General features: G+C 45.2%; 12 protein-coding genes. 8 read left to right on the forward strand and 4 right to left on the reverse strand.

Annotation, left to right across the window (positions count from 1 at the left end; genetic code table 11):
- Positions 1-187 precede the first annotated feature (187 nt).
- On the forward strand, positions 188-3,217 hold the full coding sequence (locus AC787_RS26940) for an efflux RND transporter permease subunit (RefSeq protein ID WP_054028014.1): 3,030 nt from the start codon (positions 188-190) through the stop codon (positions 3,215-3,217).
- An 80-nt stretch (positions 3,218-3,297) separates the two neighbouring features.
- On the opposite strand, the gene AC787_RS26945 is transcribed toward AC787_RS26940, so the two are convergent.
- The 3 genes from AC787_RS26945 to AC787_RS26955 are packed head-to-tail and all read right to left on the reverse strand — an operon-like array spanning position 3,298 to position 5,785.
- Positions 3,298-3,945: a DUF1054 domain-containing protein gene (locus AC787_RS26945; protein WP_054028015.1), complete on the reverse strand. Its 648-nt coding sequence runs from the start codon at positions 3,943-3,945 to the stop codon at positions 3,298-3,300.
- 26 nt (positions 3,946-3,971) lie between these two features.
- Positions 3,972-4,613, reverse strand: a complete 642-nt coding sequence (locus AC787_RS26950) for a response regulator transcription factor (RefSeq protein WP_054028016.1) — start codon at positions 4,611-4,613, stop codon at positions 3,972-3,974.
- Between the two features lie 41 nt (positions 4,614-4,654).
- Positions 4,655-5,785 carry a sensor histidine kinase gene (locus AC787_RS26955; protein ID WP_054028017.1) on the reverse strand — a complete coding sequence of 377 codons (1,131 nt, stop codon included), beginning with the start codon at positions 5,783-5,785 and terminating at the stop codon, positions 4,655-4,657.
- A 221-nt stretch (positions 5,786-6,006) separates the two neighbouring features.
- Between AC787_RS26955 and AC787_RS26960 the strand changes: the two genes are divergently transcribed.
- From AC787_RS26960 to gndA, 6 genes are all read left to right on the forward strand, one after another.
- Positions 6,007-6,951 carry an ATP-binding cassette domain-containing protein gene (locus AC787_RS26960; RefSeq protein ID WP_054028018.1) on the forward strand — a complete coding sequence of 315 codons (945 nt, stop codon included), beginning with the start codon at positions 6,007-6,009 and terminating at the stop codon, positions 6,949-6,951.
- Positions 6,952-6,963: 12 nt separating this feature from the next.
- Positions 6,964-8,133 (forward strand): ABC transporter permease, encoded by a 1,170-nt coding sequence (locus AC787_RS26965; protein ID WP_054028019.1) that lies wholly within the window; start codon positions 6,964-6,966, stop codon positions 8,131-8,133.
- Entirely contained in the window at positions 8,126-9,280 is a 1,155-nt protein-coding gene (locus AC787_RS26970) for an ABC transporter permease (RefSeq protein ID WP_054028020.1), read from the forward strand. The genes AC787_RS26965 and AC787_RS26970 overlap by 8 nt, the downstream gene beginning before the upstream one ends.
- Positions 9,281-9,642: 362 nt before the next feature.
- Positions 9,643-11,352 carry a proline--tRNA ligase gene (locus AC787_RS26975; RefSeq protein ID WP_054028021.1) on the forward strand — a complete coding sequence of 570 codons (1,710 nt, stop codon included), beginning with the start codon at positions 9,643-9,645 and terminating at the stop codon, positions 11,350-11,352.
- A gap of 244 nt (positions 11,353-11,596) precedes the next feature.
- Complete coding sequence (locus AC787_RS26980; protein WP_054028022.1) at positions 11,597-12,193, forward strand: hypothetical protein; 597 nt, start codon at positions 11,597-11,599, stop codon at positions 12,191-12,193.
- A gap of 284 nt (positions 12,194-12,477) precedes the next feature.
- Positions 12,478-13,890 carry an NADP-dependent phosphogluconate dehydrogenase gene (gene gndA / locus AC787_RS26985; protein ID WP_054028023.1) on the forward strand — a complete coding sequence of 471 codons (1,413 nt, stop codon included), beginning with the start codon at positions 12,478-12,480 and terminating at the stop codon, positions 13,888-13,890.
- A gap of 13 nt (positions 13,891-13,903) precedes the next feature.
- Here gndA and AC787_RS26990 read toward each other — a convergent pair whose 3' ends face one another.
- Positions 13,904-14,227 (reverse strand): hypothetical protein, encoded by a 324-nt coding sequence (locus tag AC787_RS26990; protein WP_054028024.1) that lies wholly within the window; start codon positions 14,225-14,227, stop codon positions 13,904-13,906.
- A 160-nt stretch (positions 14,228-14,387) separates the two neighbouring features.
- On the opposite strand from AC787_RS26990, the gene AC787_RS26995 reads away from it, so the two are divergent.
- A complete protein-coding gene (locus AC787_RS26995; RefSeq protein ID WP_235561131.1) occupies positions 14,388-14,897 on the forward strand; it encodes a shikimate kinase in 510 nt (169 codons plus the stop codon).
- The last annotated feature ends 24 nt before the right edge of the window (positions 14,898-14,921 follow it).

The following is a 14,921-nucleotide window of genomic DNA, read 5'->3' on the forward strand; positions in this document are numbered from 1 at the left end:
TAAAAGTGAGTACTTACTCATTTTTTTTGAAGGATTGTCCTTGTCCTCAGTCTTCAGTCGTAGACGATTTCCGACTTAAGGCGAGAATGAAATCCCTTCTCTGGACGTTTTTGTTAATCTTTTCTACCCCCTATGATTAGAAAAGACAAAAAAAGAATTCCGTAATCGGAGAAGGAGTCGGAAACAAATGAGTAAATTGACGGAATGGTCGTTCCGAAATAAGGCGGCTATTATTCTGATCGTCATTATGGCTTTAGTAATGGGGGTAATCAGCTATTTTAGGCTGCCAATGGAATTTCTGCCTGCAGCCGATAACCCGCAAGTCATGGTCACGGCAATAGGGCCGGGGAATGACGCGAAGACGATGGAGCAGATGGTTACAAATCCTTTGGAAGAAGCTGTGACGCTCGTTAAAGGGAAAACAGATATGTTCTCGACTTCAGGTGATGGGTATGCTCAAATCAGTTTAAATTTTAATTCGAAGACGAATATGAAAGAAGCGAAGGCGGAGGTTGAGCAGTTAATCGCACAGGTACAGCTGCCGGCAAATGTTATGAAGCCATTCGTCTTACAATTGAATACTTCAATGATCCCAATCTCTTGGGTAACGCTAACCTTTGATGAGGGATTAACGGAGCAGCAAAAAGAAGCAAAGCTGAAAGAGGTAACGACAGAGCTTCAAAAGACTGAGGGCGCAGGTGAGGTTAGCATCAGCGGCAAGTCGTCGCCAACGGTTCATGTGGTACCGGATACAGAAAAGCTGGCTGAAGCGGGAATTTCTGTACAAGCGTTAATGGGCGTGCTTCAAGGGAGAGGAACATCTGTATCGCTTGGAGAACGCACGTTAGACGGAGCAGACGGCAACATTAACGTTTACGATCAAGTAACCGATGTGGAAACACTGCGCAAGCTTCCTGTCGCGGCAGGTGTGATCCTAGGTGATGTAGCGAGTGTTGAGCTTGCAAAAAATCAAGAGAGCATAAGTCGTATGAACGGCAAAGATGCGATTATGTTTACGGTATCTAAATCTGCTGATGCGAATGCGGTGACAGTAGGCAAAGGAATTAAAGAAACAATTGATCGCTTAAATGCTGATGTAGAGGGAATCGATGCTTCCATTATTTTGAGTACATCCGATTCTGTCGTCTCTTCTGTTAATAGTATGATGCGAGAGGTTCTGCTTGGAGCCTTGTTCGCAACCATCGTTATTTTATTGTTCATGCGGAATTTTAAAGCGACGATCGTGACGATTGTTTCGATACCGTTGTCGCTCGGTATTACACTTTATTTGCTGCACCTCTCTGGCGTATCGCTTAACATCATTACGCTCGGAGGCGTTGCGGTTGCAGTTGGTCGACTCGTAGACGATAGCATAGTCGTCATTGAAAATATCTATAGAAGGCTGCAAAAGGAGTCCTTCTCTATAAAGCTTATTACGGATGCAACGAAGGAAGTGTCCTCGGCTATTACCTCGTCAACACTCGTGACTGTTGCGGTATTTTTGCCAATGGGCCTCCTGCGCGGTTCTTTGCAAGCATTCCTGCTGCCATTCGCTCTTACAGTCGCGTATTCATTGCTCGCTTCCCTACTGGTGGCGTTGACTGTTGTACCGCTCTTAAGTGCTGTATTGCTCCGTGGCACGAAGGAGAAAGAACATGTCGGTTCTCCTAAATTCGCTTCATTTATTCGCTGGAATCTTGCTCATAAATTAGTGCCGTTAATTATTGCAGTATTGTTGTTCGCAGGATCAATTAGTGCGTACATGTTCATGCCAAAAGGAGCGCTCGATTCCTCAAGTGCAGGGAACCTAAACGTGTCACTGCAATATCCGAGCGACACGCCCGCGGATCAAGTGTTGGAAGCAGGAAAGAAGTTCGAATCATTCCTGACGGCGAATCAAGATATTGAATGGGTAATGATGATGCTTGGAAACAGTGCAGATGCGGCGAAATATGGATCGGTGACATCACCAACGTTGATTACTTATATGGTTGATTTGAAGGAAGGCGTTGACGCAGAGCTCTTGATGGAGAACATCAAGACTCAGAAGGATAATTATAAAGACGCAACCATGACGGTTGATGCAGCCGATCTAATTATGGGCGGCGGATCATCTCAAATTTACATTGATGTTTCAGGCGATAACTTGGAGCAGCTTTCTACAACCGCAGACCAATTGATAGCAGCTATTAAACCTATCGATGGTGTTTTAAAGGTTGAGAGCAATCAAGAGGAGAAAAAGTCGGTTTATTCCTTTAAAGTTGATCCTACCCTTGCCAAAGGCCAAGAGGTAGCCATGCAGCTGCAAAGCATGCTTAATCCTTTGCCGATAGGCTCGATCCAGCAAGAAGGCAGTGAAATTCCAGTTATCCTGCAGCCTATCGTAAACCCCGATTCAAAGGCAGAGCTGGAGCAATTAACAGTGATGACAGCTGCTGGACCGACACCTATGTCTAAGGTTGCAGAATTGGTGCGTTCAGAAGAGCCTTCCTTGTACTACCACAAAGAAGGCAAAACGTATATTCGTGTAACGGCGAGTGCTGAGCCAAAAGAACTTTCGGTCGTCGGGGATGAAATTACGAAAGCAACAAAGGATCTCGAACTTCCAGATGGCGTTAACCTTGCGGTTGGAGGAGCCTCGGCCGATCAATCAAGCGACTTTGCAGATTTGGGCTTAACAGCGCTTATCTCCATCGGCATTGTTTATCTCATCATGGTGCTTACGTTTAAGACGCTTCGTGCTCCGCTGGCGATTATGATCTCCTTGCCGCTTGCTGCGATTGGCGCAGTGACTGGCCTCCTCGTATCAGGTGTAACGCCAGATTTCACAGCAATGTTCGGAGCGCTGATGCTGATCGGAATTGTAGTTACCAATGCTATCGTATTAATTGATCGTGTGAAGCAAAACGAACTGACGATGCCGATTCGTGAAGCGCTGATCGAAGCGGCAACGACGCGGATGCGTCCAATCGTGATGACAGCAGTGGCGACGGTGTCCGCAATGCTGCCACTTGTATTTGGTTCACATGAATCGGGCAGCATCGTCTCCCAAAGCCTTGCCATCGTCGTCATTGGGGGGTTGATTGCGGCTACGCTGCTCACGTTAATTATCGTTCCGTGCGTATATGAGCTGTTATTTTTCCGTACTTCACGCAAGCAACGACGCAATATCGGCTCATCCGCGCAAGCGGAAGCCGCTGCTTCGCAGCAAGTGTAAACGATAAAAGGCTGTACCTTAAGGTCTGAATTGACCTAGAGGTACAGCCTTTTTTTTGAATAAAACTCTTTTAATAGATCTTATAAGTTCGCCATACGGTATAACGGCATAAGCGTTTCATAGGTAGATGAAGCTAGAGCAAGCAGCGCATCACCATCTTGGAGGATCGGATCATTCGCTTGCACATGGCGACCGATAAGCAGTTCAGCTTTCTGAACATCACGGAAACGAACGAGAGCGTCGTTCCAATCCTGCTTCGACATCGTGCTGATAGCCGTGGACTCTTTCTTCATATGATCAAGTGAAAGCACATAATCCGAAGGTACATTTGCGATGACTTCATCGATTTGGTTCAAGAAGGCTGTTGCGATATTGGATTTATGCGGAAGCTCGTAAATGAGCGCAAACCACAGAAATAGATGATCATCGAACAATCCAAGCTGAAAATGCGGGTGTGCTTTGTAGCCGCGCTTGTTGCTGCAAATGGCGAGCCAAGTATCCTTTGGCGGATTAACCTTGCGCCGAGCATGCCTTGCAACATGCAAATACATTTCATTGCCGGCATGAACAGCCGCATCGACGCTAAGCTGCTCGCCGATCGCACGAAATTTCGGCTGAATCTGATTTTGAATGGCTGCCATACGTTCTTCTAGTCCTTGAAGTGCAAAAACATCGAAGTCGGCTTGTGTAAATCCGGCAAGCGGAGTGGAGGTAGTCTGTGTTGTCATCGAATTAATCTCCTTCAATAAAACAATTATTGGTGCAATAATTTCAAATAAAAGATAGCGATTTGAGTTCTATCTCGAAGCTCGAGTTTATTAAGTATTTCAGTAATGTAATTTTTAATTGTACCTTCACTTAAGAAAAGAGTAGCGGCAATTTCCTTGTTCGATTGACCGTCCGCGATCAGACGTACGATTTGAACCTCTGCCTGCGTGAGGCCCGAAATCGTTAATGATTTGCTAGTACCTAGCCTAGGCGTCTCCAGCATCCCAGCCAATTTACGGGCAATATCAGGATGTATCAGCACAGAACCCTCATATACGGTCTTTATTCCGCTAATAATACGGCTTGGCGGAACATTTTTGAGCAAATAGCCATTCGCTCCGTTACGGATTGCTTGTGCTATGTACTCGTCATCATCAAAGGTCGTCAAAAGTAGAACAGCGGGACAAGGATCGAGCGCGCGAAGCAGCTTCGTTCCTTCGACGCCATCACATAGCGGCATCCGAATATCCATTAGTACAACATCGATGGGGTGTTGACGGACAAATTGTTCTGCCTCAAGACCGTTTGCACAAACACCAGCGACATGCAATTCATTATCCAAACTTAAGATAACGTTCATGCTCTCTCGAATAAAAGGATCATCGTCCACTACCAGCACTTGAATCATTAGCTCAAATCTCTCCGTTTCTAAAAAGAGCAGTATCGTCGTTAACCGCCAAGCAGCGGAAGTGTTGTCGTTATTGAGAACTGCTCAGACTTCTCAAAGTCCATTTGGCCCCCAATTAGTGCAATCCGCTCTCTCATCCCCTTCATACCAAGACCAGCTTCAATCGGCTCGTTGGGCAAGCTGCCGTTATTGGATACGGTCAGCGCAACGTAAGCCGTTAGAAATTCCAAAGTAACCGCAACGTTTGTCGCATTTCCATGCCGAACGGCATTCGTAATCGCTTCTTGAGCATTTCTAAATAGGATGAGCTCCATGCTTGGGTATAGAGGCCTTGGGTGACCGGTAACACGGAAGCTTACGGAAATACCTAAAGCGTCGGCAGATTCTTCAACAAGCCGGTCGAGGGCATATTGCCTTACGTCCTTTTCTCCATCTGCTGCAAGTCTTCGTACCGTGCGTCGCATCAGCTCCATGCTGTCCTGCAGCTGATCACGCATTTGCTCAACCGTGCTCCGAGCTCTTGCCGTGTCCGCATCGAATAAATGCAAAGCAGCTTCGGACATCATTTTGACGCGAATAAGGCGGTGCCCCAGATCATCATGGATATCTTTGGCGATGCGGTTTCGCTCCTCGATCTGTGCTTGATACTCAACCTGTAAGGCATAATCCTGCATTCTGCGTCTTGCTGAGTCTAGTTCCACATGGCTAGCCGCCAGTGCTCCGTACAAATCTTCTGTTTGATGATGTTTGTCCTCAAACTCATTGGAAGCATAAAGGATTACTGCTGTAGTGATCCATAGAGCCGCCACGGCAAAAATAATTTCTGGTTCTCTGCCATGCAAACCTGTTAATAAAGCAGCTAAGCCCATAATTGTCCAAGCTGTGCTGACCATTTTGTTTGGCCTATTTCGGAATGAGGCAATTAGAGTGGAGAAAAGCAATAGAAACAGTACACCGCCATACGAGTAGGAAAACCAGGAAAAACCGATGAACTCCAGTGTCAGCAATAGATTGCGGTATTTAGGAAACATAGAGCCAGCTTTGGTAAGAAGCAGAGCAAGAAGTACTGAGGCTGTGTAAAGAGCATATAAGCCAGCTTCTACATGCACGATGCTAATAATAGAAGGGATCGCTACTAGCAAGGAACGGATTTGGTACAGTGTTTTATTCATATCCGAATAGCTCCTGCAGCTGAATTTGTTTCATTATAGCACATTGTTTGATGGACGAACGAGACTGAAACGCGCTTTTCATCTAACCTTCATGCCGATAGCAGCTCATTAGGAAAGAGATGACTTTAGTCACCTTTATAAGGTGACTTTTTAGACCTGTTTCCTCACTAGTCATGACGTACAATTGGTTTATCAGAAACGAACTGAAAGGATGAATAAATATGAATCTGGTTACATTTCGCGAGGTTGTCAAAAAATACGATACTACGATAACGGTTAATCATCTTAGTTTTAATATCGATAAGGGTGAAATCTTCGGCTTGCTGGGTCCAAATGGAGCGGGAAAAAGTACAACGATTCATATGTTGTCTGGTTTGCTGAATCCAAGCGGCGGAGATATTTTGGTAGACGGCTTTTCAATCCGCAAACAGCCGATTGAAGTAAAGAAACGGATCGGTTTAGTGCCGCAGGAGCTGGCTATCTATGAGACGTTGACTGCTCGCGAAAATGTTACTTTTTTTGCGAAGCTGTATGGCCTCAGAGGTACGCTGCTTCGTGATCGTGTTGATGAGGCACTGCAATTCGTAGGTTTACTGGACAAAGCGAAGGATAAACCTAGTACATTCTCAGGCGGTATGAAACGTAGACTCAACATTGCATGCGCCATTATGCACCGACCTAAGCTGATCATTATGGATGAGCCAACCGTCGGGATCGATCCACAGTCGCGTAATCATATATTGGATTCCATAAGGGAATTGAACAAATTAGGCTCCACTGTCATTTACACGAGCCATTACATGGAAGAGGTAGAAGCGATCTGCACAAGAATAGGCATTCTCGATAAAGGCAAACTTATCGCCTGCGGAACGAAGGATGAATTAAAGCGTCAGGTTGGCCAAGAAGAGAAGATTATATTTGATATTGATCAGAAATCGAAGCCAGCAATGACAGAGATTGTTGAGCATCCAGGCGTGCTGCAGCTTGCCGAAAGAGATAATAGTATGACGCTTGAAGTGTCCGTGAAGGAATCATTATCCATTTTACAAGATTTATTGTTTATTCTACAGAAGCATGGGATCAACATTCGCAAGTTGACACGGGTAGAGCCAAATCTCGAATCGCTTTTCCTGCAAATGACCGGGCGTACATTACGTGACGAATAGGAGATGATTACGATGCCAACATGGTGGACAACAGCTTATTATGAGTTCATTAAATATAGCAGGATGCGCTCCGTTCTTATTATTTTGATCGCATTGCCCTTATTATTGATCCTGCTGCTTGGAAGCGCATTTGACACAGAGATTAAGCCGGCTAAAGTTGCTCTTTATCATGCAGATCAGGGAGAAATGAGCGCAAGCATAGATTCATTTTGGAGTGATGAAGCTATAAAGCCATATGTGAAGGTATTGAATGCACAATCGGAGAACGAAGTGCGGGACTTGGTACGCGAAGGTATCGCTGATTATGGTGTATTTATTCCTGAAAATTTCTCTGGTGAGCTGATGGCAGGAGAAACGGCGAAATGGTCAACGTTTGAAGGACGCTATGAAGAGAAAAATATTGCTGCGGCTGCAATCGTAAATAAATATATGGCAACCGTGAATTTGCAACTCGCTGCTATGGAGATCCTTGGACCGGAACTTGGTACGGGAAACCATGCATCACAAAGCCAAGCAGGGGCAGGTGAACCACAAATAGAAACCAAAAATCTAGGCACGGGGGACAATCAATCATTTGGCAAAACAACAGCGATCCAATATTATTCAGTCGCTTATTTGATTATGTTTCTACTCTACGGAGGCATGACGGCGACGATTGCTTTGCTGAATCAGAGGGAAGCTGGCACGCTGCAGCGGATGTATGCGATTCCGGGCTCATTTAGAGCTATCGTGTTCGGAATAATTTTTGGAGGAGTTATGCTTTCAGTACTGCAAGCGGCTATTATCGTAGCATTTACAACTTTGGTATACGGAGTAGAATGGGGACATAATTTTGGTGCAATTGCTCTGACTTGTTTGCTTACGACTATCGCTGGGGCTGGTCTTGCGATTACGATCTCGTCATTCGTACGGTCCAAAAAAACCACTCAAACTTTGTTCACCATCATCGTATTCAGTATGACCTTTCTCAGCGGCGGAATGATTACAGGAATAGAGAAGATGGTTGGCGGTATCGATGAATTTACGCTTAATCATTGGGCTAATGAAAGTCTTCGAGCCGTCATGAGCGGTGCGGATACTTCGAATATATGGAATGGAATCGGAATTCTTGGAGCGATCGCATTATGTATGACTATAATCGCAGTCATCAGGCTGCCAAAGGTGGTGAAGCAGCATGCCTAGTTTGCAAATTGCAGCACATCTTGTACGCCGTACGATGGGGTCCCGGCGTGGATTGATTATGAACGTTATTGTTCCAGCTATTATTTTATCTGTAATGGCGGGATTGTTCTCAAGCATCGAGGGAGATAAAGCTGTTATTGTCGTTAATAACACAGACTCGGGGATATTAGGCGAATATCTGGCTTCCTCATTACAGAAAGAGTCGTTATACGAGATTCATTCGGAGCCATCGATGAACGAACAGCAGTTAAAGGATCGTGTCTTAGACGGAAAAGCAGACGCTGCCATTTTTATTCCTTCGGATTTCTCTGCAAAAATGCTTGAGGGAGATCAGTCTACTGCTCAGCTTTATCGAATGAATACGCAGCTCTGGAATGCCTCGCTTGCAGCTACTCTGGAAACTGAAGCTCATAAGCTGTTTTCCTCTGTTGCTCTTGTAAGAGGAGCTGACCGTGACGCTGCTGTGGATATAGCTATACTTACAGCTTTGCTAGAAGCACAAGCATCTCCTCATGCTATCCTTGCTAATGAGGAAATGAAGCTAGGTAAAATTGTATCCAATCCCACAATGGTCGGTCTCATTCTTATGTTTGTAATGCTGCTCGTCAGTCAGTCAATCGGCTTCATTATGGAAGATAGAGAGCAGCGTACGATGGCTAGAATGTACACAGCGCCGCTTCGTGCACTCGACATCGCCTTTGGAAATTTTGTAGGCAGCATGCTAGTGGGCACCATACAGCTTCTAATCGTGCTTGGTTTAACTTACTACGTATTCGGTTACTCACCCGGAATTCCATTTGGAGAGATGCTGCTTGTATTAGAATTCTTTTTGCTGGCGACTGTAGGCCTTGCTTCGGCGGTAGCAGGGCTAGTGCGCAACAGCACGCAGCTGTCTCAAATCAATAACATTATCATCGCTCCTTCCTGCATGATCAGCGGTTGCTTTTTCCCTTTATCCATGCTGCCTGATTTTATGCAAAAGCTTGCTAATTTTTTGCCGCAAAAATGGGCGATTACAGCGATTGATCGTTTAGGGGGTGGAAGCAGCTTCAGTGACATTATAATGCCGCTTCTTATCCTGCTTTTATTCGCTGCTGTATTGATCGCCTTTGGCTCGGCAGTGCTTAGACCAAACCGTACCAGCTAATCATAAGAGCTAACAAGTGATAGGCTTGACTTCATCAACGTTGTATTGTAAATTGGTCAAAAGTTAGTCACATCATAATAGCGTCGACCAAGGCTATGTTAATCAGCAAACGTTTATATCAGAGAGGAAGCCCGAAGGCTGCAAGGCTTCTATGAACGATTGATTATACCCTATCTTGCGAGCTGCAGTGGTAAGTGTAAGCTTCTTCCGCTGCCGGAATATTCATTCCGTTATCTATTGAGAGTTGTCCAGATTTGTTGGCGGCTATTTGAGGGTGGTACCACGAACGCATTCGTCCCTTACGAATGCGTTCTTTTTGTTTTTTTATTTCTTGAATCCTAATTATTGGAGGGGTATCCATCATGAGACAGAGTAAGCTTTTAATGCCGACCTTGCGCGAGGCACCGTCAGAAGCGGAAGCAGCCAGCCATCAATTAATGCTGCGGGCAGGTCTTATCAGACAGCTTGCGGCGGGTATTTACACGTATTTGCCGCTCGGCAGGCGCGTGCTTAGAAAGCTCGAGCAGATCGTAAGAGAAGAAATGGATCAAGCCGGAGCTCAGGAGGTATTAATGCCTGCTATGCAGCCCGCAGAACTGTGGCAGCAATCAGGCCGATATGAAGTATATGGACCGGAGCTTATGCGGCTGCGTGATCGACATGAACGAGAATTTACGCTTGGACCAACACATGAAGAAGTGATAACAGCTTTGGTTCGCGGCGAGGTAAGTTCTTATCGGCAGCTGCCGATGACGCTTTACCAGATTCAAACCAAATTCCGTGATGAGAAGCGTCCACGGTATGGCTTGCTCCGCGGCAGAGAGTTTTTAATGAAGGATGCCTACTCCTTTGATGAGGATTGGGATGGACTTCACCGCAGCTATACTAGCATGTATGAAGCCTATAATCGCATCTTCACACGTTGTGGACTGAATTACCGTCCAGTTGAAGCTGATGCAGGCTCAATAGGCGGAGAAGGCGGTACACATGAATTTATGGCATTGGCTGATATCGGTGAAGACACGATCGCTGTTTGCAATACATGCGATTATGCGGCGAATCTGGAGAAAGCTGAATACAAGATGCTGGGACGATCAGCTGATGTTCCTTCACAGCAGCATAAAGATGATGGGCTAGTTCGTCATCATACGCCGGATATAAAGAAAATAGACCAGCTCGTCGAGGCGTTTGGCCTTGGAGCAGATGCTTTTATGAAAACACTGATTTATGTTGCTGACGGTAATCCAGTAGCCGTCATTGTGCGGGGAGACCATGAAGTCAATGAAATAAAAGTGAAAAACGCGCTAGCAGTGGCTCACCTTGAGCTTGCGGATCCAGCTACGACAGAGCGAGTGACTGGCGCGCCTACCGGCTTTGCCGGGCCAATCGGCTTGCAAATTCCTATTTACGCTGACCATGCTGTTCTGGCGATGGAAGCGGGCATAGCCGGAGCAAATGAACAGGATTTTCATATTGGCAATGTAATTCCAAGCGTTCATTTGGCGAATGTGCAGGCAGGCGATTATCGCAATGCTGCAGAAGGAGACGGCTGCCCACGATGCGAGACAGGAAGTTTGGTTTTTTACCGCGGCATTGAGGTTGGCCATGTGTTCAAGCTGGGAACCAAATACAGTGAGGCGCTAAATGCTAAGTTTTTAAATGCATCGGGCTCGGAGCAGCCTTTAATTATGGGCTGTTATGGAATCGGGGTTTCACGTTTGCTCTCCGCCGTGCTTGAGCAGCATTCCGACAGCAATGGTATCGTATGGCCTAAATCGATTGCACCCTACCAAGTTCATGTAGTACCTGTATCAGCGAAGGATCAGGTTCAAATGGATTTGGCGGCACATATTACAGCAAGACTTCTTGAGGCTGGGGTGGAGACGCTGCTCGATGATCGTGACGAGCGCCCAGGCGTCAAATTCAAAGACTCCGATCTTATCGGCATACCACTACGTATTGTAGTAGGTAAACATGCTGCTGATGGAATTGTTGAGCTTAAGCAAAGGAACGAGTTAGAAGTACAGAAGCTAAGCTTAGAGGAAGCAATCGCTTTTGCACTACGAAACTAAAATAGAAAACATAAGCATCAAACTGGATAAAAAAATTCACGTTTGCCTATGGAATATTTAAAAAAAAGGGAACGAGACGACTTCAATTTTAGTCGATCGCGCCCTTTTTTTAGATAAGTCGGTTGTAAGCGTAAAATTAGTCAATAATCCAAGTTGCCAGAACATAAGATGGAGTATAAGATGAAAGTAAGAATAAATTATCAGAACATTTCGTCAACTATTCTGAAGTAAGGGAGGGATTGCCGTGAACAAAAGCCATGAAGTCGAATATTGCAATTTGGAGCTGCGATTTGACCGGCGGCAAATCCAAAATCTCATCCGCGATCTTATTCAGGAAGGGTACTCCTTGTATTGGAGTGAGACGGAGGGTCAGTTCCTTGTATCCATTCGAACTGGTCGCAAGCTCGTTAAGCTTCAGTTCCAGCGAATGAAGAATCGTTACAAAATTGTCGGGGACTACATTATTAAAGATGAGAAGCTGTCAGAATTAATTGAAAAGCTGATTAACGACACACGTGGTCATGCGATTGTGAAGCGCATTAAAGATCGTCAAATCGTCATTGAGAGTATTATGTTCGGTGAGATTATACGACTCGTGGAGGTGTCCGGTATGGAGCATCGGATTATTTATCAGAAGAAGCCTTTCGTTACAATAGAAGAAATGATTAGAGCTTTTCAATCAAAGCGCGCAGAGGAAAGAGCTGTTGTACTTCGTTACGAGCTGGATTATGAGCTATCGATGCTATTTGATGCCTTACAAGGCAATGACGAGGAAGCGGTTACGGAATCTAAAGAGCGACTAAACACACTTCGCTCGGAAATGTTGCAATTGGAACTCTGATGATGGAAGCTGGCCCCCATTTGAAAACATAAAAACGATCAAAAGCTGGCCACCGTGCAGCATTTGATCGTTTTTATGTTGTGTTTATGTCTGAAATAGCAGCTTTGTTTTCATAAATAACGCATGGGTTTTCGGTATATATAAGGTAAACTTTTTAGTTCACTCAATATTTTTGATGCTTCAATTGCGACATTTTTCCTCATAGACAGTTTTCTTCTTGGCGTAAAAAGAGTAAAATGAAACTATTGTGACCAAAAATAGATGATGAAGGATGGAAGAACCAGATGTCAAAACAGCAAATTGGTGTAATTGGATTAGCCGTAATGGGTAAGAACCTTGCCCTTAACATTGAAAGCAGAGGTTTCACGGTATCGGTGTTCAACCGCTCCCGCGAGAAGACTGATGATCTTGTTCAAGAAGCAGCTGGAAAAAATCTTGTGCCTACTTATACAATTGAAGAATTTGTTCAATCTTTGGAAGTTCCTCGTAAAATTTTGATTATGGTTCAAGCTGGAGCAGGAACAGATGCAACAATTGATTCGCTCGTTCCACATTTGGCTGAAGGCGATATCATCATTGATGGCGGAAACGCTTATTTCCCTGATACCGTACGTCGCAGCAAAGACCTTGAAGCACAAGGATTCCGTTTTATCGGAACTGGCGTTTCTGGCGGCGAAGAAGGCGCATTAAAAGGACCATCTATCATGCCGGGTGGACAAAAATCCGCTTATGAGCTAGTTGAACCGATCCTTACTGCTATTTCCGCTAAAGTTGGAGATGATGCTTGCTGCACCTATATCGGACCAGATGGCGCCGGACATTATGTGAAAATGGTACATAACGGAATCGAGTACGGTGATATGCAGCTGATTTGCGAAGCATATGACCTTCTTAAAAACGTACTTAATGTTAGCGCTGAAGAGCTTCACGAAATTTTCTCCGAGTGGAATAAAGGCGAGCTTGACAGCTACCTCATCGAGATTACTAGAGATATCTTCTCGAAATACGATCCTGAAACTGGCAAGCCAATGGTTGATGTTATCCTTGATTCCGCTGGTCAAAAAGGTACTGGAAAATGGACGAGCCAAAGCTCGCTTGATCTTGGCGTACCGCTTTCAATTATTACAGAATCCGTATTTACACGCTTCTTGTCCGCTATGAAGGAAGAGCGCGTTGCTGCAAGCAAAGTACTTAACGGTCCTGCGAAAACACCTTTCCAAGGTGACAGAGCAGCATTTATCGAATCTGTTCGTAAAGCGCTATTCGCAAGTAAAATTTGCTCGTACGCACAAGGTTTTGCTCAAATGCGTGCAGCTTCCGAAGAATATAACTGGGATCTTAATTACGGCGAAATCGCAATGATCTTCCGCGGCGGCTGCATTATCCGTGCTCGCTTCCTGCAAAATATCAAAGACGCTTACGACCGTGATCCTAACCTGCGCAACCTATTGCTTGATTCTTATTTCCAAAACATCGTTGAGTCGTACCAAGGGGCTTGGCGTGAGGTGATTTCCGCTGCTGTTACGAACGGAGTACCGGTTCCTGCATTCTCAAGTGCTATTGCTTACTTCGACAGCTACCGTACTGAGCGTTTGCCTGCGAACCTGCTTCAAGCGCAGCGCGACTACTTCGGTGCTCACACGTTCAAACGTGTGGACAAAGAAGGCAGCTTCCACTTCAACTGGATGCAATCTTAATTCGAGCAGCCATTTAACGCTTCGTCTCGCGAGGATTGTCCTTATTTAAGCCATATGCTGCTTGACGAAGACAGTCACGCAGCCGATCGGCCTCTTGATTGGAATAATGTCTGCGATGTATAAGCGACATGGCCGCTTCGGCGAAGAAATGAAAATTTTGCATTAAGCGTGGCTGCGTAAGATCCATTAAGGCTGGATCTTCGTCAGCCACCTTTTTTTTAATAAATTCAAGCATCCAGACAACATCTTCCCGGCAAAGGGGATGATCGGGATCGAGAATGCGATTGATGCGTTTTTGAGTTGGACTCTGGTCTGGCAATTGAAGATCACTGCTCATCGCTAACATCACTCCTATTCTCGAATAAACATCTTTATCATCCATACGGCATATATAACTTTTTTATACCCTAGAATTACAAAAAAATGATATGATATTGTAGAAAAATTGGTTTAACAAGAACGAAAAGGGTGAAACGGTTACGATGGGAAGGCAACAATTGAGTAAATTAGTGCTTATCGGGTTTATGGGAACCGGCAAATCAACCGTCAGCAAGCTGCTTTCCGAGAAAGTGGGCTGCAAGCGCCTCGACGGCGATGAGGAAATCGAAAGGCATGAGAATAAACGGATTTCTGATATTTTCGCATCGGATGGCGAAGCAGGCTTTCGAGTCATCGAAACCAAAGTGCTTGGAACGATTTTGGAGAGCGAGGATACGTGCGTAGTCGCAACCGGCGGCGGCGCAGTGCTAAGCCCAGTCAATCGTGAACTTATGCTTAACAGCGGTTTTGTCGTAGCTTTGAAGGCGAGTCCAGAACAGATTATTGCACGGGTTAAGACGGACACAGAGCGACCTTTGCTTCAAGGCGATGCAGAAGAGCGAGTGAATCTGCTGCTAAAGCAGCGCGAGCATGCTTACGATTTTGCCCATTTTACGATTGATACGACAAATATGAGTGTGGAAGAGATTGTTGCTGTAATACTTGAGCAATGGTCACTTCATCAATAACCGATTTCATCATCACTTCAATCA

The organism is Bacillus sp. FJAT-28004 (genome assembly GCF_001280845.1).
GTDB lineage: Bacteria > Bacillota > Bacilli > Paenibacillales > Paenibacillaceae > Pristimantibacillus.